Annotated in this window: 21 protein-coding genes, 1 tRNA gene and 1 rRNA gene; 16 read left to right on the top strand and 7 right to left on the bottom strand. The window is 46.6% G+C overall.

Translation table 11 applies throughout. The features are described 5' to 3' along the window. From rrf to AC3WQ3_RS27160, 10 genes are all read left to right on the top strand, one after another. A 5S ribosomal RNA gene (gene rrf / locus AC3WQ3_RS27115) occupies positions 1-73 on the top strand; the annotation flags it as partial. 353 nt (positions 74-426) lie between these two features. Then, positions 427-1,884 carry an IMP dehydrogenase gene (guaB, locus tag AC3WQ3_RS27120; protein WP_095293447.1) on the top strand — a complete coding sequence of 486 codons (1,458 nt, stop codon included), beginning with the start codon at positions 427-429 and terminating at the stop codon, positions 1,882-1,884. A 419-nt stretch (positions 1,885-2,303) separates the two neighbouring features. Further along, on the top strand, positions 2,304-3,692 hold the full coding sequence (locus AC3WQ3_RS27125) for a D-alanyl-D-alanine carboxypeptidase family protein (RefSeq protein WP_419720077.1): 1,389 nt from the start codon (positions 2,304-2,306) through the stop codon (positions 3,690-3,692). Positions 3,693-4,017: 325 nt separating this feature from the next. After that, positions 4,018-4,608: a pyridoxal 5'-phosphate synthase glutaminase subunit PdxT gene (gene pdxT / locus AC3WQ3_RS27130; protein WP_127541152.1), complete on the top strand. Its 591-nt coding sequence runs from the start codon at positions 4,018-4,020 to the stop codon at positions 4,606-4,608. Between the two features lie 276 nt (positions 4,609-4,884). Continuing rightward, the gene (gene serS / locus AC3WQ3_RS27135) at positions 4,885-6,168 is read left to right on the top strand and encodes a serine--tRNA ligase (protein WP_336784398.1); all 1,284 of its coding nucleotides are present in this window, start codon (positions 4,885-4,887) and stop codon (positions 6,166-6,168) included. Between the two features lie 147 nt (positions 6,169-6,315). Beyond that, positions 6,316-6,404 (top strand) — tRNA-Ser (locus AC3WQ3_RS27140). Positions 6,405-6,586: 182 nt separating this feature from the next. After that, entirely contained in the window at positions 6,587-6,928 is a 342-nt protein-coding gene (locus tag AC3WQ3_RS27145; protein WP_095293451.1) for a hypothetical protein, read from the top strand. Positions 6,929-6,951: 23 nt separating this feature from the next. After that, on the top strand, positions 6,952-7,128 hold the full coding sequence (locus AC3WQ3_RS27150) for a hypothetical protein (protein ID WP_347385086.1): 177 nt from the start codon (positions 6,952-6,954) through the stop codon (positions 7,126-7,128). 23 nt (positions 7,129-7,151) lie between these two features. Next, positions 7,152-7,304: a small acid-soluble spore protein P gene (locus AC3WQ3_RS27155; protein ID WP_095293452.1), complete on the top strand. Its 153-nt coding sequence runs from the start codon at positions 7,152-7,154 to the stop codon at positions 7,302-7,304. A gap of 268 nt (positions 7,305-7,572) precedes the next feature. Continuing rightward, entirely contained in the window at positions 7,573-8,667 is a 1,095-nt protein-coding gene (locus AC3WQ3_RS27160; protein WP_095293453.1) for a hypothetical protein, read from the top strand. A 79-nt stretch (positions 8,668-8,746) separates the two neighbouring features. Here AC3WQ3_RS27160 and AC3WQ3_RS27165 read toward each other — a convergent pair whose 3' ends face one another. Together AC3WQ3_RS27165 and tadA are read right to left on the bottom strand one after the other, a co-directional pair. Continuing rightward, positions 8,747-9,316: a GNAT family N-acetyltransferase gene (locus AC3WQ3_RS27165; protein WP_492474201.1), complete on the bottom strand. Its 570-nt coding sequence runs from the start codon at positions 9,314-9,316 to the stop codon at positions 8,747-8,749. 37 nt (positions 9,317-9,353) lie between these two features. Beyond that, a complete protein-coding gene (tadA, locus tag AC3WQ3_RS27170) occupies positions 9,354-9,854 on the bottom strand; it encodes a tRNA adenosine(34) deaminase TadA (RefSeq protein ID WP_492474202.1) in 501 nt (166 codons plus the stop codon). A 331-nt stretch (positions 9,855-10,185) separates the two neighbouring features. On the opposite strand from tadA, the gene AC3WQ3_RS27175 reads away from it, so the two are divergent. Together AC3WQ3_RS27175 and rluF are read left to right on the top strand one after the other, a co-directional pair. Continuing rightward, positions 10,186-12,525 carry an ATP-binding protein gene (locus AC3WQ3_RS27175; RefSeq protein ID WP_336784394.1) on the top strand — a complete coding sequence of 780 codons (2,340 nt, stop codon included), beginning with the start codon at positions 10,186-10,188 and terminating at the stop codon, positions 12,523-12,525. Positions 12,526-12,543: 18 nt separating this feature from the next. Next, positions 12,544-13,245, top strand: coding sequence for a 23S rRNA pseudouridine(2604) synthase RluF (rluF, locus tag AC3WQ3_RS27180; RefSeq protein ID WP_095293456.1), 702 nt, complete (start codon positions 12,544-12,546; stop codon positions 13,243-13,245). A gap of 147 nt (positions 13,246-13,392) precedes the next feature. Here rluF and motB read toward each other — a convergent pair whose 3' ends face one another. After that, a complete protein-coding gene (motB, locus tag AC3WQ3_RS27185; protein ID WP_221807746.1) occupies positions 13,393-14,211 on the bottom strand; it encodes a flagellar motor protein MotB in 819 nt (272 codons plus the stop codon). Then, positions 14,198-14,998 carry a flagellar motor stator protein MotA gene (motA, locus tag AC3WQ3_RS27190; protein WP_095293458.1) on the bottom strand — a complete coding sequence of 267 codons (801 nt, stop codon included), beginning with the start codon at positions 14,996-14,998 and terminating at the stop codon, positions 14,198-14,200. The genes motB and motA overlap by 14 nt, the downstream gene beginning before the upstream one ends. Before the next feature lie 235 nt (positions 14,999-15,233). Here motA and AC3WQ3_RS27195 point away from each other — a divergent pair, with 235 nt between their 5' ends. The 4 genes from AC3WQ3_RS27195 to rbsK all read left to right on the top strand — a co-directional run bounded on the left by AC3WQ3_RS27195 (position 15,234) and on the right by rbsK (position 17,115). Next, on the top strand, positions 15,234-15,527 hold the full coding sequence (locus AC3WQ3_RS27195; RefSeq protein WP_095293459.1) for a hypothetical protein: 294 nt from the start codon (positions 15,234-15,236) through the stop codon (positions 15,525-15,527). 23 nt (positions 15,528-15,550) lie between these two features. Then, positions 15,551-15,691: a hypothetical protein gene (locus tag AC3WQ3_RS27200; protein ID WP_336784393.1), complete on the top strand. Its 141-nt coding sequence runs from the start codon at positions 15,551-15,553 to the stop codon at positions 15,689-15,691. 98 nt (positions 15,692-15,789) lie between these two features. Beyond that, positions 15,790-16,086, top strand: a complete 297-nt coding sequence (locus tag AC3WQ3_RS27205) for a 4a-hydroxytetrahydrobiopterin dehydratase (RefSeq protein WP_095293460.1) — start codon at positions 15,790-15,792, stop codon at positions 16,084-16,086. A 45-nt stretch (positions 16,087-16,131) separates the two neighbouring features. After that, complete coding sequence (gene rbsK / locus AC3WQ3_RS27210; RefSeq protein WP_336784392.1) at positions 16,132-17,115, top strand: ribokinase; 984 nt, start codon at positions 16,132-16,134, stop codon at positions 17,113-17,115. Positions 17,116-17,187: 72 nt separating this feature from the next. Here rbsK and AC3WQ3_RS27215 read toward each other — a convergent pair whose 3' ends face one another. The 3 genes from AC3WQ3_RS27215 to AC3WQ3_RS27225 all read right to left on the bottom strand — a co-directional run bounded on the left by AC3WQ3_RS27215 (position 17,188) and on the right by AC3WQ3_RS27225 (position 18,973). Beyond that, entirely contained in the window at positions 17,188-17,544 is a 357-nt protein-coding gene (locus AC3WQ3_RS27215; RefSeq protein ID WP_095293462.1) for a c-type cytochrome, read from the bottom strand. Between the two features lie 154 nt (positions 17,545-17,698). Then, the gene (locus AC3WQ3_RS27220; RefSeq protein WP_492474212.1) at positions 17,699-18,211 is read right to left on the bottom strand and encodes a GNAT family N-acetyltransferase; all 513 of its coding nucleotides are present in this window, start codon (positions 18,209-18,211) and stop codon (positions 17,699-17,701) included. A 291-nt stretch (positions 18,212-18,502) separates the two neighbouring features. After that, the gene (locus tag AC3WQ3_RS27225; protein WP_095293464.1) at positions 18,503-18,973 is read right to left on the bottom strand and encodes a C40 family peptidase; all 471 of its coding nucleotides are present in this window, start codon (positions 18,971-18,973) and stop codon (positions 18,503-18,505) included.

The raw sequence follows: 18,973 nt of genomic DNA on the forward strand, positions 1-18,973 counted from the left end.
CACGACCGTTAAGCCCTCTAGCGCCGATGGTACTTGGACCGAAGGGTCCTGGGAGAGTAGGACGCTGCCAAGCAAAGGACCACTGCCGATGAAATTCGGTGGTGGTTTTTATTTGTTTTTAAAGGTAAATATATGGAAGCTATGTAGTTTTAGTTGAAACAAAGTTAAAAAATTTCGAGGATAAACGCCATTTAAAAACGGATGGTGTTTTTGGCATACTCGGCAGTTGTCCGCTCAAGAAATACAGTTGTATGCATCAGACAGTACACCTGATATAACCAGGCACTTTTCCTTGACAGTCTAAATATCGCTTTGCTAAGATGGCAATAATAAATTTTTCAGAAAACGTATTTTCGGCATAAATACTGCCTGAGATCTTCGGGTTTTGGACCGTAAAGCTGAGCAAACATAAGGAGGAACACCTGCGTGTGGGAAGATAAGTTTGGTAAGGAAGGTTTGACCTTTGATGATGTATTGCTAGTGCCACGGAAATCCGAGACACTGCCTAAAGAAGTGGATGTATCGGTTCGTTTGAGCGATAGTGTAAAACTGAATATCCCTCTGATCAGTGCTGGTATGGATACCGTTACTGAAGCAACTCTGGCCATTGCCATCGCACGTGAGGGTGGTATTGGAATTATCCACAAAAACATGTCAGTTGAACAGCAAGCGGAAGAAGTAGATCGGGTTAAACGTTCGGAGAGCGGCGTTATTACCAATCCGTTCTCACTGACTGCTGAGCACCTGGTATCGGATGCTGAAGAAGTTATGGCTAAATATCGTATCTCCGGTGTACCGATTGTCGAAGGTGATCAGAAGCTGGTTGGTATCTTGACTAACCGTGACTTGCGTTTCATCCATGACTACGGTATCAAAATTAGTGAAGTCATGACTCGTGAAAATCTGGTTACTGCTCCTGTAGGTACAACCCTGCAAGAAGCAGAAGGAATTCTTCAAAAGCACAAAATTGAGAAGCTTCCTTTGGTGGATGAGTCCAATACGCTGAAAGGTCTCATTACGATTAAAGATATCGAAAAAGCTATCCAGTTCCCTAATGCAGCCAAGGATGCGCAAGGTCGTCTCCTGGTTGGTGCCGCAATTGGTATCTCCAAAGATACTTTTGAACGCGCAGATGCATTGGTACAAGCTGGTGTAGACTTGATTACTGTAGACTCTGCACATGGACATCACATCAACATTATTGAAGCTGTTCGTCAATTGCGTGAGCGTTTCCCGAACTTGACTATTATTGCAGGTAATGTTGCTACTGGTGAAGCTACTCGTGATCTGATCGAGGCAGGTGCTTCGGTTGTCAAAGTGGGTATCGGTCCAGGTTCCATTTGTACAACACGCGTTATTGCTGGTATCGGTGTACCTCAAGTAACTGCTGTTTACGATTGTGCAACTGTCGCACGCGAGTATGGAGTTCCAATCATCGCGGACGGCGGGATCAAATATTCAGGTGAGATTACAAAGGCATTGGCTGCAGGTGCACATGCAGTTATGCTCGGAAGCTTGTTTGCGGGAACTGCTGAAAGCCCGGGAGAAACTGAAATCTTCCAAGGACGTAGCTACAAAGTTTACCGCGGTATGGGCTCAATGGCTGCAATGAAACAAGGAAGTAAAGATCGTTACTTCCAGGATGATGACAAAAAACTCGTTCCGGAAGGCATCGAGGGACGTGTGGCTTATAAAGGTCCATTGTCAGATACCATTCATCAGTTGATTGGTGGTCTGCGTTCGGGTATGGGTTATTGCGGAACAAGCAACCTTGAGCAGCTCCGCAATGATACTGGCTTTATCCGTATTACTGGTGCGGGACTTCGTGAAAGTCATCCGCATGATGTTCAAATTACAAAAGAAGCACCTAACTACTCGTTGTAATCTGAAGAGAGTTAATCATTTCCAGGACAGGCTTGGCGATTTTCGCCGGGCCTGTCTTTTTTTGCGGATACCCCTGTGATAGAATAGAAAAAGCGGTGACGATCCTTTATCGGATTAGGGCGTTGCGGCGGCTTTTTGACGTGAATCTATGAATCTTGTTTCACATGGAACAAATGCCACGAAAGGTTGCCCAGCTATATAGAAGCGCGGACGTCCTTTTACATAAGCATTGGTTAATGCTAACTAAGTGACAATCGATAATGAAACTTATGGAGCAATGATATTGCTCTTTCGATACAGCGCATAAAAAGCTACTTTTCACCACATATTCTACGATCGTTAAGGACCAAGAAAAATGCAGCTCAAGCTGCACTGAAGCATCAATTAAGCGAAGCTTCGGAACGAAGGGAGTATTATCATTGAAAGCTAAACAAATGAACAAAAAGAAACGCCAAATGCTCAAAAAAAGCGTAGCCTCGGTTATGCTGGTCAATATGCTCTGCATGTCTGCAGTAATGCCGGTGATGGCTGCTGCGAATGATTCGGGTCAGGTGCTGACTGCTGCTGCGACAACAACGAAGACCGAAAAAGCCGTGCAGGTTCCTTCTGTAGACTCACTTGGACTTGAAGTTAGATCTGCGGTACTCATGGAGGCTTCGACAGGCCAGATTCTGCTTAATGTGAATGCGGACAAAGCCATGCCGCCTGCCAGCATGACGAAGATGATGACCGAGTACATTGTGGCTGAGCAGGTCAAGCAAGGGAAGTTTGGCTGGGATGATGTAGTTACGGTTAAAAGAAATGCAGCGGAGAGCATAGGCTCACGTATTTTTCTGGCTGAAGGCGACCAACATACGGTTAAAGAGCTGTACATCGCTATGGCCGTTGGATCTGCAAATGATGCAACAGTGGCATTGGCAGAATATGTTGCCGGATCGGAAGAAGCTTTTGTGAAAATGATGAATGAAGAAGCAAAGCGAATGGGCATGAAGGATACGTTCTTTATTAACTCCACAGGTCTTGATCGTGCGGATATGCCTGCCGACTTCCAACCGGCCGAAGATAAAGAGACAGTTATGTCTGCATTGGATGCAGCAATTCTGTGCAGATATATTATTCAGGATCACCCCGACTACACAGACTTTACAACAATTCAATCTTATAAATTCCGTCCCAATGACAAAGCTCCAATTATCAACTACAACTGGATGCTGGAAGCGAATAAAGATATAACCAATTTCAAAAGCTACGCCTATGAAGGCCTGGATGGAATGAAAACGGGCCATACCACAAATGCAGGGAATAACTTCACAGGAACGGCTGAACGTGATGGTATGCGCCTGATCAGTGTTGTTATGGGTACCGATTCCGAGCCTGCACGCTTCAGAGAGACGAAAAAAGTACTGGATTATGGTTATAACAACTTCGAAGTGAAGCAAGCTGTCGCTGGTAAAACCAAAGTGACTGGTTGGGAAGCTGTTCCGCTGAAAAAAGGTAAAGAAACGAATGTGCCCGTAGTGACCGACAATGCAGTTAGCTTTGTAGTTCCCAAAGGCACTCAAAACCTGGATGTTACCTTTAAGGCAAACGTAACGGAAGCAGACAAGCTGGTTGCTCCAATCAAAGCAGGTACGAAAGTCGGAACGGTGACCTACACCTATAAGGCTGACGGTATTGAACCACAGGAGAAAACAGTGAACCTGATCACCGCAGAAGAGGCTGAAAAAGGCGGATGGTTCCGTTTGTTCTTCCGTGCAGTAAAGGACTTCTTCGTTGATCTGTTTGACGGTATCAAAAACCTGTTCTAATTGATGCTATAGGCCATAACTACAGATAATAGAAGTTTCCGATCTAACTCACTTGAATAAGGACAATAAGCACCAAATTGCGACTGGATGCATTGTGTATTTACAATTTTTCCGGTAAAATATCAAGTTAGAATTCTACGTATAACTCAGCTCAAAAGTCTAAGGACAACCTTGTTAGTTGCACATGTTATAGTGGGAGCGACAACGCATTACATGGACGATAAATGGATTGCTGTAGTGTCCATATACCTCTGGACACGGATCTCCTTAATTACGGCTTCTAGACGTATAACAGGATCGCGGCTGGTAGGAGAGGGGAACGCAAATGAAGATAGGTGTGTTAGCACTTCAAGGTGCGGTTACAGAGCATATTCGCAGTGTTGAGCGAGCTGGTGCAGAGGGACTGGCTGTGAAACAGGTTGAGCAGTTAGATGAACTGGATGGTCTGATTCTTCCTGGCGGTGAGAGCACCACTATTGGTAAATTGATGCGCAAATATGGTTTCATGCAGCCTATTCGGGACTTTGCTGCCAAGGGTAAACCGGTATTCGGCACATGTGCAGGCCTGATCGTAATGGCTGAGCGTATTTCAGGACAGGAAGAAGCCCATTTGGAATTAATGGATATGACTGTCTCCAGAAATGCATTCGGGCGGCAGCGGGAAAGTTTTGAAACAGACCTGCCTGTCAAAGGAATCGATGAAACGGTAAGAGCAGTGTTTATTCGTGCACCTTTGATTGAGAGTGTTGGAGAACAGGTTGAAGTTCTTTCCACTTATAAAGGTGAGATCGTTACCGCGCGCCAAGGAAACTTGCTGGCCTGCTCATATCATCCTGAATTGACCGATGACTACCGTTTGCATTCTTATTTTGTAGATATGGCCCAATCCTATAAGCAGTCGCTACAGAACCAATAGTGCATATTAGACAACTTATGATACCCCGGTGGATTGGAACACTCCTTCTGCAATCTGTAAGACTGCTGGAGGAGCTGTATCTGGTCGAATGCCTGATGTTGCCCGTATCTGCTTTACACAGCGGGAATCGCAGCGTAGGGTGTCACAGGGGTTCATAGTTGTTTTTTTATTGTTGAAAATGATTAAGATGAAGTTATACGCGACTCCACAAAGGCTATGTGATAGGCTTAGGTTTATTGATATGTTTTCTGTGAGGTCATTTAGGAGGAGTATATAATGCTTGATGTAAAGATATTGCGGAATGAATACGCCCGTGTAGAAGAAGCGTTAACGAACCGTGGCAAGTCACTCGATCTCATTGCTGGATTTTCCGAGATGGACGCAAAGCGCCGGGAACTGCTGCAAGAGAGCGAAACGTTGAAGAACCGCCGGAATACAGTATCCGGTGAAGTTGCTAGGCTGAAAAAGAACCGCGAGAACGCAGATGATTTGATTGTGGAGATGCGCGAAGTGTCTGATCGCATCAAAGCGATGGATGAAGAGGTCCGGGAACTGGAAGCGAAGATCAATGATCTGACGATGGCCATCCCTAACATTCCAAACGAAAGTGTACCTGTTGGTGCCTCTGAGGATGATAATGTAGAGGTTCGCCGCTGGTCTGAACCGAAGTCGTTCGGTTTTACACCGAAAGCACATTGGGAGATTGCGCAGGATCTGGATATCCTTGATTTTGAGGCTGCTGCCAAAGTAACAGGTTCCCGTTTTACGTTCTACAAAGGACTTGGCGCACGTCTAGAGCGAGCTCTGATTAACTTCATGATGGATCTGCACAGTGATCAGCATGGATATGAGGAGATTTTGCCTCCATATATCGTCAACCGCGACAGCCTCTTCGGAACAGGCCAATTGCCGAAGTTCGAAGAAGATCTGTTCAAGCTTAAGGATACGGAGTATTATCTGATCCCTACCGCAGAAGTTCCAGTAACGAACTATCATCGCGAAGAGATTTTGAATGCGGAGGATCTGCCGAAGCATTTCGTGGCATACAGCTCATGTTTCCGATCTGAAGCCGGCTCTGCTGGAAGGGATACACGTGGATTAATCCGTCAGCATCAATTCAATAAGGTTGAGTTGTTGAAATTGTCTTCTCCTGAAACTTCTTACGAGGAATTGGAGAAAATGACGCAAAATGCAGAACGTGTGCTTCAACTGTTGGAATTGCCATACCGTGTTTTGGCGCTGTGTACAGCGGATATGGGCTTCACTTCCGCGAAAACCTATGATCTCGAGGTATGGTTGCCAGAAAGCAATACATATCGTGAAATCTCTTCCTGCTCGAACTGTGAAGACTTCCAGGCGCGCCGTGCCAACATTCGTTTCCGTAGAGAGCCGAAGGCTAAGCCAGAGTTCGTCCACACCCTGAACGGATCCGGACTGGCAGTTGGACGTACAGTCGCAGCTATTCTGGAGAACTATCAGCAAGAAGATGGGACTGTAGTTATTCCTGAAGCATTGCGTCCATACATGGGTGGAATCAGTGTGATTGCACGTCGATCCTAACATAGCGAATAGGGTTTTATTATGATAAAGCCAACCCAAAAAGCCCGTCAATTATTTATGACGGGTTTTTTTATTCTAAAGCTTGCTTTTTTAATTGTATATATGGTATGATCTATTTCGTGGCAAGTTTATAAAACTTCAAATTTTGGAGAGGTACCGAAGCGGTCATAACGGGGCGGTCTTGAAAACCGTTAGGGGGCAACTCCACGTGGGTTCGAATCCCACCCTCTCCGCCATAACAACACCTATAACAGGACTCGAGCGATAAGCTCGGGTCCTTTTTTGCATATCACATTTCCCTCAATCGAGCTATCTGCCATGGTTCGTTTATTAAAGGCATCAACAGGCTCTAATTGACTCCATATGCATGTATAAAATCATCTTGTTCGCCGCACTTTATAGGAGTGGAGGTGGTTAGATGAACCGCGAGTTAAATATAGATCAGACAGAGCTTGTAGGCGCATGGCAGGAGCGTTTGCCGGAAGTACTGAATGTCGGCGATCAGGCACAGGTAATGGCGGATGAAGCCGATCAGAAGGCTATTCGTATTCATATCGCGACTGCAGGACACCAAATGTACTCATTCGATTTCAAATGCGCGTATGTGGACTCCCGTGAGGTCAGTGTACAACTGATTGATGTAGAACGGGATGGACAAACGACAGATGAGCGTACAGAACCCATCCAGGAGCTGGCTCAGGATTATACACGGCATATTCATGAATGTGCCCAGTCGTTACAGTCCAAGACAAGAACATAGCCCCAATTGAAGGAGTGATTCGAGTGAGCAAAGCCAAGGCAGGCATCGATAAAAATTTGCAGAATGTTGTTGCTGATCTGGAGCAACCAGCCGTGAACAGCCATCATGCACAGCAAATTCAGCAAGATACCAATGATCGTCGTCATCAGGATTCGTTGAATCATGACAAAACGGAAGATATGGACCCATCCCATTCCTAAAATCATGAAGAGGGGGTATTGGCATGAGCAAACCAAAAGCGATACCTGTACCGGAAGTTCAAGCTGCTGAGCAGCATCGCCGTCCGGAAAAGCATTCATCTGGGCAGGAACCGTTGTCGGGGTCCAAAAAAGTGAAAAATCAAAATCATGTGGATCATAACAACCCACAAGGGTAAGAAGAATACCCATCCATTTCAGTATCGTATTATGAGATATATATCGATGCATAATGAGACCTCCTGTTACCTAACAGGGGGTTTTTGCGTATTCATACATAAATAATGACCAATGATGATAGAAATTGAAAAGCTAACGTAGGTCTTTGTAGCCATTTTAGTGTGGGAAGATCACAAATTTCCCAAATCGTGTTTCCGTTTCAGAATAAATGGTATATCATTGATGTTGAATTATTTTTTTGGGGTTATCACGAGAGGAGAGAAACAAATGACTAAACGTATGGGGGCGTTGCTTCTAACGTTGCTGTTGACGGTATCTTTGGCTTTGACAGCATGTAGCAGCAAACAAGAACCGAAAGAGGCACTGAAGACGGCTGCGGCCAATGCTTCTAAACTGACTTCGTATGAGATGAGTTCCAATTTCACAATTAATGAATTGAGCTATAAACCTGCAGACGAGTCACAACAAGATCCAACGATGACTCAGTTTATGAGCATGTTGAAGGATGCTCAGTTTAACGTAACTGGCGTATATCAAAGCGAGCCAATGCAAACAGAAATGACAGTTAGCCTTGAGCTCAAAGGTGATATGGGTATGACATTCACCATTCCAATGGTGATGACAGCTGAGAAGCTTTACGTTAAAGTGCCAAGCATTCCGTTCTTCCCAATTCCCGAGACGGTGGTTGGCAAGTTCCTGGAGCTTGATCTGAAAGAATTGGCTGAGCAAGAGGGTACGGAATGGAACCCTGATGCTATGGACGCAGCCAAAACGCAAAAACTGAGCAATGAAGTTATGGATGCTGTTCTTAGTGAGTACGACCAAGACAAATTCTTCAAAAATGTAGATGTTAAGGATGCACAGCTGCCAGAAGGTGTAGATGCCAAGCAGGTAGTGCAATTCTCCGTTACTAACGACAACGTTAAAGAAGCAGTTACTGTACTGGTGACTAAAGCACTGCCTAAAGTGCTGGACATCTTGTCCAAAGAAGAATACCGCGATATGCTGCAACTGGATCAGGCTGATATTGATCAAGCCAAAGAAGATCTGAACATCACGGAAGCTGATCAGACTGAAATGTCTAAGGATCTGGATCAGTTGAAAGAGACGTTGACCATCAACAAATTCAACATTGATTTCGCACTCGATAAGCAGGATTTCCCGGTTTATCAAAAGATTGCAGCTGATCTGCTGATCAAACCAGTGGATACCAAAGATGAAGTGAAGTTGGCCTTTACTGGATCCAACACCTACACCAAAATCAATGAGAAGGCTGCCTTCAAAATCAATATCCCTACAGGTGAAAATGTAATTACAATGCAAGAATTCGAAGAACTGATGAATTCTTCTTACGGATACTAAGCCATTCCAAGCAATAAGTGAAAAAAGCCGCCTCGACTTTATGTCGGGCGGCTTTTTGTTGTTTTATAGTTTAAATCTGTTATTGCAGGGATTCCGATAAATCTTCAGCAAGAACAGCATAAATTCGGTGATCCTGATAGCTTCCGTTGATTTTCAGATATTTACGGGCAATGCCTTCTGCCTGAAATCCATTCTTCTCCAGTACACGCTGGGAGCCGGCATTAGTGGGCAGGATTGCGGCCTGAACACGATTCAACTTCAAGGCGCGGAAAGCATAGGCAACAGCCAGTTTAACAGCTGCTGTCATACGTCCACCACCCTGATAGTCTGGATGGATAAAATAACCCATATCAGCATAATTGGCAACGCCATAGGAGACGTTATTCAGGCTGATTTGTCCAATAAGCAGGTCGTCTTTGATGGTGTAGATGCCAAACTGATAACCTGTACCTTCTTCAGCCGCTTTTAGACGGTCCTGAATCCGCCTTGTTTGAGCATCCAGTGTGTAGAACTCATCATCTCGAAGAGGCTCTACAGCTTGGTAGGGAACGCGAGTAACCTGGATCAGCTCAAGATAAGCTTGCGTATCGCCGGTGGTGAGTAACCGGAGGCTAATTCCGTTGGGAGTATCATACAGTGTTAATGCCATAGCAGTGCACATCCTCTCAAGATCAAAAGTATAAGTATTACTTCTTGCGTAACCGACGGAAGAATTGGGTCAACATCGTGGAGCATTCCGGTTGAAGGACATCAGGAATAATCTCAGTACGATGATTGAACCGCGGCTCCTGCAGCAAGTTCATCAAGGTTCCTGCACACCCGGCTTTGGGGTCAGCAGTGCCATATATAACGCGGGGCACTCGGGACTGTACAATGGCACCTGCGCACATAGGGCAAGGTTCCAGTGTCACATACAGGCTGCAATCAAGCAGGCGCCAGGCTCCGATCGTTTCGCTTGCCTGACGAATAGCGACCATCTCCGCATGTGCAGTGGAATCAAGAGTGGTCTCGCGCAAATTATATCCTCGTCCGACAATCTGGTTATTTTGCACAATAACGGCTCCGATAGGGACTTCCCCAAGTGCCTCAGCTTTTAGCGCCTCAGCAATGGCTTCACGCATCCAGAATTCGTGCTGCTGTTCCTCCGTAAGATGCGAAAGATCTACCGGGATTGGGTGTTCGTTCATTACAGTTAAAGCTCCTTCCAAAGCATTTATTCGGCGAACAAATATTCGTTTGTTAACATGATGTGCATAAGTCTGTGGATAACTACCGAGTTGCTCACATAGTTATGAACAGGATATCCACAAGCCTGTGGATTTGTGTATAGTTTTAGTGATTAATCTCATTGTAGGCACGGCAAAGACAAAAAACAATGAAATTCGAGCTTTTTAGCCAAGCGGTAACTTTTGGACTAGGGGCATTTATCCTTTTCAAAATCACACACAACCGTTATGATGGAGATAGGTTTTGCCATATATCGCCAAAGGGTACAAGCCGAGAGGTGAACTAAAAAAGTTGTCTATTAAAACGAAATTATCCATGATTATGTCGTGCTCGGTGCTTGTTATTTTGATTCTGAATATCGCGCTGAGTTATTATACTACCGAGGAAAATCTTAGGCAGGACAGTGAAACCAAGATGGTCCTAACGGCCAAACAGATTGCAATTTCTGTCGAACAGAATCAAAATAGTTTGGATTATGTAAAACGCCAGATTGGTAATAATCTATGGCTTGCTTCAGTCATGGCTGCAGAAGAACTCGACCCGGATATTAATAATATCACAAATGAGGAACTTGTACGTTTAAGCAAAAAAGTGGGGGTATCGCATATCTCTCTCATGGAACAAACCGAGGATGATATCGTTGTAACCCGCTCTTCCGATCCGCGCGAAGTTGGTTTATCCACAAAGAAAATGACCTATTGGTATCAAGCCTTTAAGCAATTGTTCGAAAAACATCAGGTTACCATCACTCAAGGGCAAAAATTGGATCACTTTTGGTCCGATGGTTTCGAGTACTCGACGTCCAGTCCATCGGACATTGATATCTGGGGTTATTATCATGATGGCAAGAGGAACTACATAATCAATCCCTTCTATAATAATGCTGAAGTTGATGACTATGTGAAGATCTCTGGTCCGGATGAGATATTGAACAAAATTCGTGAAGTGAATCCTTCCATCTTGGAGATCACGGGTATCAATCCATTGACTTTTGGCAGTCCCAATATGAGTGACGATGGAAGGGATAGCAACTACAGCAAGTTGAATAATAGACCGATTCGTTTTGGTACGTATCAGTATGGTACCGCAGATGAGGACCACCGGGCAGTCGTGAGGGCGATCCGAACCGGGCAAAATGTATCGTTTGTCAGTGAAACACATGAGCAGAAGGTGTTAAAAAGCTTCATTCCCATCTTCACGCCGAATGAAGCATCATATGTCATCAGTATTGTCATGGACTATAAACAAATATCCTCCATGGTATCGGAACAATTGGTCAGTCATGCTTCCATATCGTTGGTGCTGCTGGAAATCGTAATCTTTGGCAGCTATCTGTTAGCAGGATATATAACACGTCCTATTCAATCCATCCTGGGCAAAGTGAATGATGTAGCGGATGGACATTTCGACTTCCGTCTGAAAGTAAGAAGGAAGGACGAGCTGGGTCAGCTGGCCAATCGGATTAATGCCATGATTCGCAATCTGGGCCACTATACCAACCGGTTAAAACAGATGTATGAGGAGAACAGGGCAGTTAAGGAGCATCTGGAGTCCATCATTAATCAAACCGCCGATGCCATTCATATTACGGATCTAGATGGTAAGGTCTTGCGTGTAAACCGGGCATTTGAACAACTATATGGCTGGCGAAGCCGAGAGGTCGAAAACCGCAGGCTGAAGATCATCCCGCCTGAAGCGGAAGAGGAAATGAAGCAGCAGCATGCCCAGCTCATAGAAGGGCTATCCATTACCTCGAATGAAACTATATGGATGAAAAAAGATGGCACACGGGTTGAAGTTAGTGTCAGTACAGCGCCTGTGCGCGATGAATTAGGCGAAATTACCGCACTGATTAGTGTGTCGAGGGATATCACGAGCCGCAACCGGATGGAAGAGCTGCTCAGACGCTCAGAGAAGCTCACAACCGTAGGCCAACTGGCTGCAGGTGTTGCGCATGAAATCCGTAACCCGCTTACAACGCTGCGTGGTTTCCTGCAGCTGCAGCAGGAGACGAACAAACTGAATCATCGACATCTCGACTTGATGCTGTCGGAACTGGACCGCATTAATCTGATCGTAGGCGAATTCCTGATTTTGGCCAAACCACAGGCTGTTCACTTCCAGGAGCGGGATATCCGCTTTATTCTCGGCGATGTGATCTCGCTGCTGGATAGCCAGGCACATCTGCATGGGGTTGAATTTGTATTAAATGCATCATCGGATTCAGCTATGGTACACTGTGAAGAGAATCAGTTGAAGCAAGTGTTCATCAATCTGCTTAAGAATGGTATGGAAGCCATGCCGAACGGAGGCAGCATTCGGATTCGCCTTGACCATGATGAGGAATTAAACCGGGTGCGGATTGAAATTAAGGATGAGGGTATCGGAATTCCGGAAGAGATGATGCCGAAGCTTGGCGAGCCGTTCTTCACCAATAAGGAGTCTGGAACAGGACTTGGTTTAATGGTCAGTCAGCGCATCATTCAATCACATAAGGGCATGATGGATATTAAAAGCGTCATGAACAAGGGCACGACCGTTATCATTGATCTTCCTGCTACCAAACAGCTCCCGGAGAGCGTGGAAGAGGACGATCGGGCGGAAGATGCGTTTACAGACGAAGAGAACTAGATGAGGTGAGATTACCTTTTGCGTATTAATAAATTTATTAGTGAGACAGGCTATTGTTCCCGGCGTGAAGCCGACAAATTAGTGGAGAGCGGGAAAGTGACCATTAATGGTGTAACCGCCGAACTGGGAAGCCAGGCGGAAGAAGGCGACGACGTACGGATCAACGGTCAGCCTATCAAGGAAAAAAGAAAACATGTATATATTGCACTGAATAAACCGGTCGGTATTACGAGTACAACCGAGCAGCATATCAAGGGCAACATCGTTGACTTTGTGGGGCACAAGGAGCGCATTTTTCCAATTGGCCGCTTGGATAAGGATTCCGAAGGGCTCATTCTGATGACCAATGATGGAGATATCGTTAACCGGATACTTAGAGCAGAGGGACGCCATGAGAAAGAGTACATCGTTACGGTTGACCGCCCTGTCACGCCGAGTTTTCTGAAGGGGATGAGCACGGGCGTCAAAATTCTCGGTGAAATGACGCTGCCCTGCACCGTCACTCGAATCTCTGAGCGAGTATTCCGGATTATACTGACCGAAGGGAAGAATCGGCAGATTCGCAGAATGTGCAGTGCCTTTGGTTACGAGGTGCGTAAATTGAAGCGTGTACGTATCATGAATATTCATCTGGGTGAACAGGCTACAGGGAAGTGGAGAGAGCTGACAGCTGCGGAGAAGTCGGAATTGGGCAGCCTGCTGAACTACTCTCTGGAATAAATCGTTTAATTCATGAAAGCTCTGCATATCTTTTCTGAAGAAAAGAAAGCAGAGCTTTTTTGATATCACGGTAATAAACATTTACACATCAAAAAGACGTTTTCCTCTACTGGAGAGAAAAACGTCCTTTTGAACTTGCATTCACTTCTAGTTTGCTGGATTAACTGCTTTCACAGTCGAATTGTTGCTTTGATACTTCCGGATAATAGAAACCTCTACACGGCGATTCTGAGCCCGTCCAACATTGGTCTTGTTACTGGCAACCGGGTGATACTCACCATACCCGCTAGGTGTGAACTTCGCAGGGTCCAGCGCATCGTTCAACAAGAGGATTTTGAGGAAGTTCAGTGCGCGATCCGCACTTAGATCCCAGTTATCCTTATATTGGCTGTTCGAGATGGGAATATTATCAGTATGGCCAGATACAACCACTTCATATTGCGGGAACTCCTGCAGCATGTTGGAAATGGCTTTTGCCAATGATCGCGATTCAGGCTTCACATCTGCTCGCCCTGAAGAAAACAGAGCGTTATCACTGATGGTGATCTTCAGTTCAGATTGATTCAGCTTGGTGTTGAGTTGGTCAGATAGCCCGTTTTTGCTAATGTATTGGTCCAATTGTTTCTTGAGTTTTTCCAGATCTTCCTGCTCTTTTTGTGCCATCTGTGCATCTGTAATCTGAGCAGACTTGTTCTTGGTGATCTCTTCAGGCACCTGTTTGTTTTTGCCCAGGTCGGTTGTGGCTTCCGTAGGATTCATGGATGTATGATCCAATACACCTGCGCCGCCATTCAGTGCACTGCTCAGTGCCGAGGCCATCTGCTCGAACTTGGCTGCATCGAGAGAACTCATGGAGAACAACGTAATAAACAGGGCAAGCAACAGTGTCATCAAGTCAGAATACGGGAGCAACCAGCTCTCGTCTATATGTTCTTCATGCGGCTCATGTTTTTTAGCCTTTTTCACCTGATGATCCCTCCTTCTCTTCCAGCTGTCTACGTTCGGAAGGTGTCAGGAATACAGATAATTTTTGGTTGATGGCAATGGTGGATACACCGGATTGAATGGATAACAATCCTTCAACCATCATCAGCTTGATCTCCATCTCTTTCTTGGACATCCGCTTCAACTTGTTGGACATCGGGTGCCACAACACGTAACCACTAAAAATACCAAGGAGTGTAGCGATGAACGCAGCCGCAATCGCGTGAGATAGCTTTTCCATATCACTAAGGTCGGCCAGGGCTGCAATCAGACCTACAACGGCCCCGAGAACCCCGAGTGTTGGAGCGTACATCCCCGCTTGTGCGAAGATCAATGCTCCGCCGCGGTGACGCTCTTCGGTGGCATGGATATCTTCCATCAAAACATCACTAACAAATTCCTGGTCGTTGCCGTCAATAATCATGCGCATACCGCTGCGAAGGAATTGATCGTCAATCTCTTCGACTTTTGATTCCAGTGCCAGCAAACCTTCACGACGGGTAGTGGAAGCCCATTCCATAAATGTGCCGATCAGTGAAACACGGTCAATCAGTTGCTGCTTTTTGAAGAGTACCCCGAAAAGCTTGGGGATTTTTTTAACTTCAGACATTGGAAATGCCATGAAGATTGTTGCTGCTGTACCAACAAAGATAATAACGTAGGCTGCCGGGTTGTTAACCAGATTGATCAGGGGAGCACCCTTCAGGAACATCCCGAGAACAAGTGAAACCAGCCCTAAAACTAGTCCGATAATCGTTGAAATTTCCATCATACACCTCATCCATGAGATAAAATTGAATCCTTTCAAGCGGCTGTATTCGGGCTTCCGGGCGAATGTTTGGCCGCAATCCGTTTAACCTATGGCATTTTTTAGAAATGCTGTAACAGCTGAAACGGTCATGTATAGTATTTATCGACCAGATGCCCTTTTTTTTTAAGGGTTATTTTCAGGTATAATAAGAACAAATCAGCTCTTTAAGGGCCAAACAGGAGTGAAAAAGCCAATGGGCGTAAAGCATGGACGGGATTATGAAGGAATATTGACAGATTTGACACAGGCGATCGGCCGCATTCCGGATCGTTATGTTTTTTTCGAAATGGATGCAGAGGATTGGTCCCGTTTGGGTGAAAACGAGCAGCTCGAAGTAGACGAAGCTCTGGCAGAGGATTTGTTCTATGCGCTGGGCACCGAGTCGGTGATTCCTGTAGGGAGTGGTGTGGTTATCCATGACAAGGAGCAGCATCGCATTCATATTTTGATTGGGGAAGAAGAATTGACATTTGTACCCCTAATCTAGGGCCGAATTTAAGGAGAATTCTAGTGTCGAAGCCGAGAGGGGAAACGCCTGGAAGCCTCACGGCTATTGGCTCTAACGCCATTTTACAGTATTGGATTTTGAGTTCTGTACGTGGTAAGATGAGAGTCATGAAACGGGCGAGCCGCAGAGCGGCTAACCTATGACGGTTGGGGTTACTGTGGTAGCACCAAGGTTTCGGATGGCATGAGGGAGAGGGTTAGAGACAACCTTTGTGCCGTCTTTATGGGGAGGAAGATAACGTATGGTTTTTACGCAAGAAGAAGTCGAAGCTCATCTGGGAAGGCTGGAAGGCTGGGAACTGGAAGAGGGACGGTGGATTGTCCGCAAGTTCGTATTTTCCAACTACATGAAAGGGATTGCATTCGTGGATGAGGTCGCCGCGATCTCGGAAGCATTTAATCATCACCCTTTTATTACGATTGATTATACAACGGTTACGCTGCGTCTCACGTCGTGGGATGAGGGTGGAATTACATCTGTAGATATTAAGGAAGCAGAGCAGTTTAACGAAACGTTTGAGAAAATGAGGACGACATAGCCGGGAACGGTTATCGTTGTGCTGCCAAGAAATGAGGAAGCATACATGTCAGACATGAATCAGAATAAGCCTCTGATCGCGGTTGTAGGCAGTCTCAATATGGACCTCGTGGTGAAGACCGATATCATCCCGGAAGAGGGAGAAACGGTAAGCGGTGAGGAGCTTCACTATCTGGCGGGCGGCAAGGGGGCTAACCAAGCCGTTGCTGCTGCACGTCTGGGTGGACAGACCACGATGATTGGAGCAGTGGGTTCAGACGGTTTTGGGGAGCGCTTGCTGCACAGTCTGACGGATAGTGGGGCAGATGCCTCGCAGGTTCGTGTATTGGAAGACACTGTAACAGGTACAGCATCCATCTGGCTCTCCAAGGGAGACAACCGGATTATCGTTATTCCTGGAGCGAATGGACAAGTGGTGCCGGAGATGCTGGAAGAGGCGGACACGGTAAAAAGCCTGACTGCAGCCGCAGCGGTGCTGCTGCAGCTGGAGATCCCGCTGCCAGCGGTCACCCGCGCCGCCGAACTGGCGGCAGAAGGCAGCGCACTGGTGGTGCTCAACCCGGCCCCAGCGGTGCCGGGTCTGCCCCAGGAGCTCCTGCGGTGCGTCGACGTGGTCACGCCGAACCGCAGCGAGCTTGCCGTGCTTACCGGCCGGGATGATCTCCGGCCGGAAGACGTGGATGCGGCGGTCGCAGAGCTCGCCGCATCGCTCGGGGCCGCTGTCGTCACGACGCTCGGCCCCGAGGGGGCTGTGTACGCGGCAGCGCCAGGCGGCCGCGTACAGGCAGGGCGTGCCGGCGCTTGCCGTGCGCCGGGCTACGCCGTAAGCGCCGTCGATACGACCGGCGCTGGCGATTGTTTCAACGGCGCGCTGGCGGTAGCCCTCGCGCGCGGGGAAACACTGGACGCGGCAGTAGGCTATGCCATGGGAGCGGCCGCGTTATCCGTAACGAAGCTCGGCGCCCAGTCGGGGATGCCCTATGCACGTGAAGTGGAAGCCTTTTTGGCAGAACACGCAGCCAGAGGCTGAACGATATGACGAAGAGGCCCGTACCATTCCCGAGAGGGAAGGCAGGGGCCTCTTTGCTGTATATCATGAACCTTATTTCTTCTCGGCCAGCCACATCGCGATATTGGCAATTTCCTCGTCCTTCAGCTTGTCTTTGAAGGAAGGCATGCCGCCTTTACCTTTGATAATGGTAGAGTAGATCTTCTCCACATCATCCTTGCTGCCGATGTTTGCGAGAGCAGGTCCTACGCCACCTTGAAGCTGATCTCCGTGACACGTTATACAATTGGCTTTGACCAGTGCTTCAGCCTGTCCGGCATCCATTGCCACTTCCGGCATGGTTGGTTTCGCTTCTTCAGCCACTTCCTCTTTCCCTGGAAGCGTAAACATTAATACAATAGCCAATGCGCATGCTGCAAAAAATACCCCGCTCATGATCCATTTGTGCATCCGTTATGTCCCCTCCAGAATGAAAGATCATCTAAACTGAAACTGTCCATATCATTATAACGGAACCTGTTAAGACATCATAGCATTTTGTGGTAATTTTTTGAACTAATCACATAAACGGGCATGAATTTCTTTTGGTTATGCGGTTTAACGGTTAACGAGGTCCTTCATAGACCATGCAATAAAAAGGCTTCAAACCGCTTGGTGTCTGTCGTTCATACGTATCCTTGGTGACAAATCCGGCCTTGAGATAAACCCGCATAGCTCGCGTATTCCAGGTGAGTACTTCGAGATCAATCTCATGACTAGGGTTCCGCCGAATGGCTTCCTTCACGATCGCAGAGACGAAGGCAGTACCGCGACCTTGTCCACACTGTTCGGGGTGCATACCAAGCCCAATCCGCGTCACGCCTTCAAGAGGAAAGAATTGAACGAATCCGCAAAGTTGGTCCTGCTCTCCGAGTACAACTGCATATTGCTCTTTTCGAAGCTGCTCATCGCCGAATTCAACCTCCAGCGCCTTCATCTGTTCCCAGGGCAGCCAGGTATAGATGTTATAGGGTGGTTCATATGTCCAGCTGCAGATCAATGCTGCATGTTCTTCCTGCATCGGCACAACGTGAAACGTTACAGAAGCTTCATCCACACCACTGCACGCTCCTTTCATTGTGAACAAGCTACTTTTAGTCATACGCTAATCGTTTATAACATATGTCATTTCATATTTAATCCTGATTTCACTCTACAAAAGAGGAGGGCATTTGGCAAGGTTTTGCTCCCTTGAAAAAAAGTGAAACAAAAGTTCCTGGAATTTCGTTTATATTATAGCAGGATGGGTAAAAACATCATAAGGGCACGGACGAACAAGCACAAAAAAACCGCCGGATACATTCCTGCGGAGAATGTACCGGGCGGTTGATTTATGCTTCGTTACAGTATGATGTTGCTCAGCTTGTCCCTAGTCGAGGGCCAGTGATTCATATGCGTCCGTGCTCATAATCCGTTTAGCGCCAACATAGCGGTTGGCCCAGTAGTTCTCACTCAAAGAACTAATGGTAACTCCTTTGGAAGACGAGGAGTGTGCAAACTTTCCTTCTCCCACGAAAATCCCTACGTGTGAAACCCCTTTACCCGTTGTATTGAAGAAAACCAGATCGCCTGGTCTCATTTCCATGCGGGATACCGAGTCACCCATGTCGAATTGGGAACTGGATTGACGAGCCAAATCGATGCCCAGCTTTTCGAATACATACCGTGTGAATCCAGAGCAGTCAAAGCCGTTAAGCGTTGTTCCACCACTTTTGTATGTAGTTCCCATTGCTGAATCAATTACTTTATCCATTTTTGAATCTGCGAATGCGCTGCCTGCTCCAAGTGATAGTGCAAATGTTAAGCTAAGGACAGCTGCTGTTAATTTCTTTTTGAACAA

The organism is Paenibacillus sp. FW104-T2, from assembly GCF_058789975.1.

Coding starts and splice junctions, on each gene's coding strand:
- AC3WQ3_RS27195 (WP_095293459.1), top strand. CDS start 15,234: ATGGGCGTAAAGCATGGACGGGATTATGAAGGAATATTGACAGATTTG.
- AC3WQ3_RS27165 (WP_492474201.1), bottom strand. CDS start 9,316: ATGGCATTAACACTGTATGATACTCCCAACGGAATTAGCCTCCGGTTA.
- pdxT (WP_127541152.1), top strand. CDS start 4,018: ATGAAGATAGGTGTGTTAGCACTTCAAGGTGCGGTTACAGAGCATATT.
- AC3WQ3_RS27220 (WP_492474212.1), bottom strand. CDS start 18,211: ATGAAAGGAGCGTGCAGTGGTGTGGATGAAGCTTCTGTAACGTTTCAC.
- rbsK (WP_336784392.1), top strand. CDS start 16,132: ATGTCAGACATGAATCAGAATAAGCCTCTGATCGCGGTTGTAGGCAGT.
- AC3WQ3_RS27215 (WP_095293462.1), bottom strand. CDS start 17,544: ATGCACAAATGGATCATGAGCGGGGTATTTTTTGCAGCATGCGCATTG.
- tadA (WP_492474202.1), bottom strand. CDS start 9,854: ATGAACGAACACCCAATCCCGGTAGATCTTTCGCATCTTACGGAGGAA.
- serS (WP_336784398.1), top strand. CDS start 4,885: ATGCTTGATGTAAAGATATTGCGGAATGAATACGCCCGTGTAGAAGAA.
- AC3WQ3_RS27160 (WP_095293453.1), top strand. CDS start 7,573: ATGACTAAACGTATGGGGGCGTTGCTTCTAACGTTGCTGTTGACGGTA.
- motA (WP_095293458.1), bottom strand. CDS start 14,998: ATGGAAATTTCAACGATTATCGGACTAGTTTTAGGGCTGGTTTCACTT.
- AC3WQ3_RS27145 (WP_095293451.1), top strand. CDS start 6,587: ATGAACCGCGAGTTAAATATAGATCAGACAGAGCTTGTAGGCGCATGG.
- AC3WQ3_RS27205 (WP_095293460.1), top strand. CDS start 15,790: ATGGTTTTTACGCAAGAAGAAGTCGAAGCTCATCTGGGAAGGCTGGAA.
- AC3WQ3_RS27155 (WP_095293452.1), top strand. CDS start 7,152: ATGAGCAAACCAAAAGCGATACCTGTACCGGAAGTTCAAGCTGCTGAG.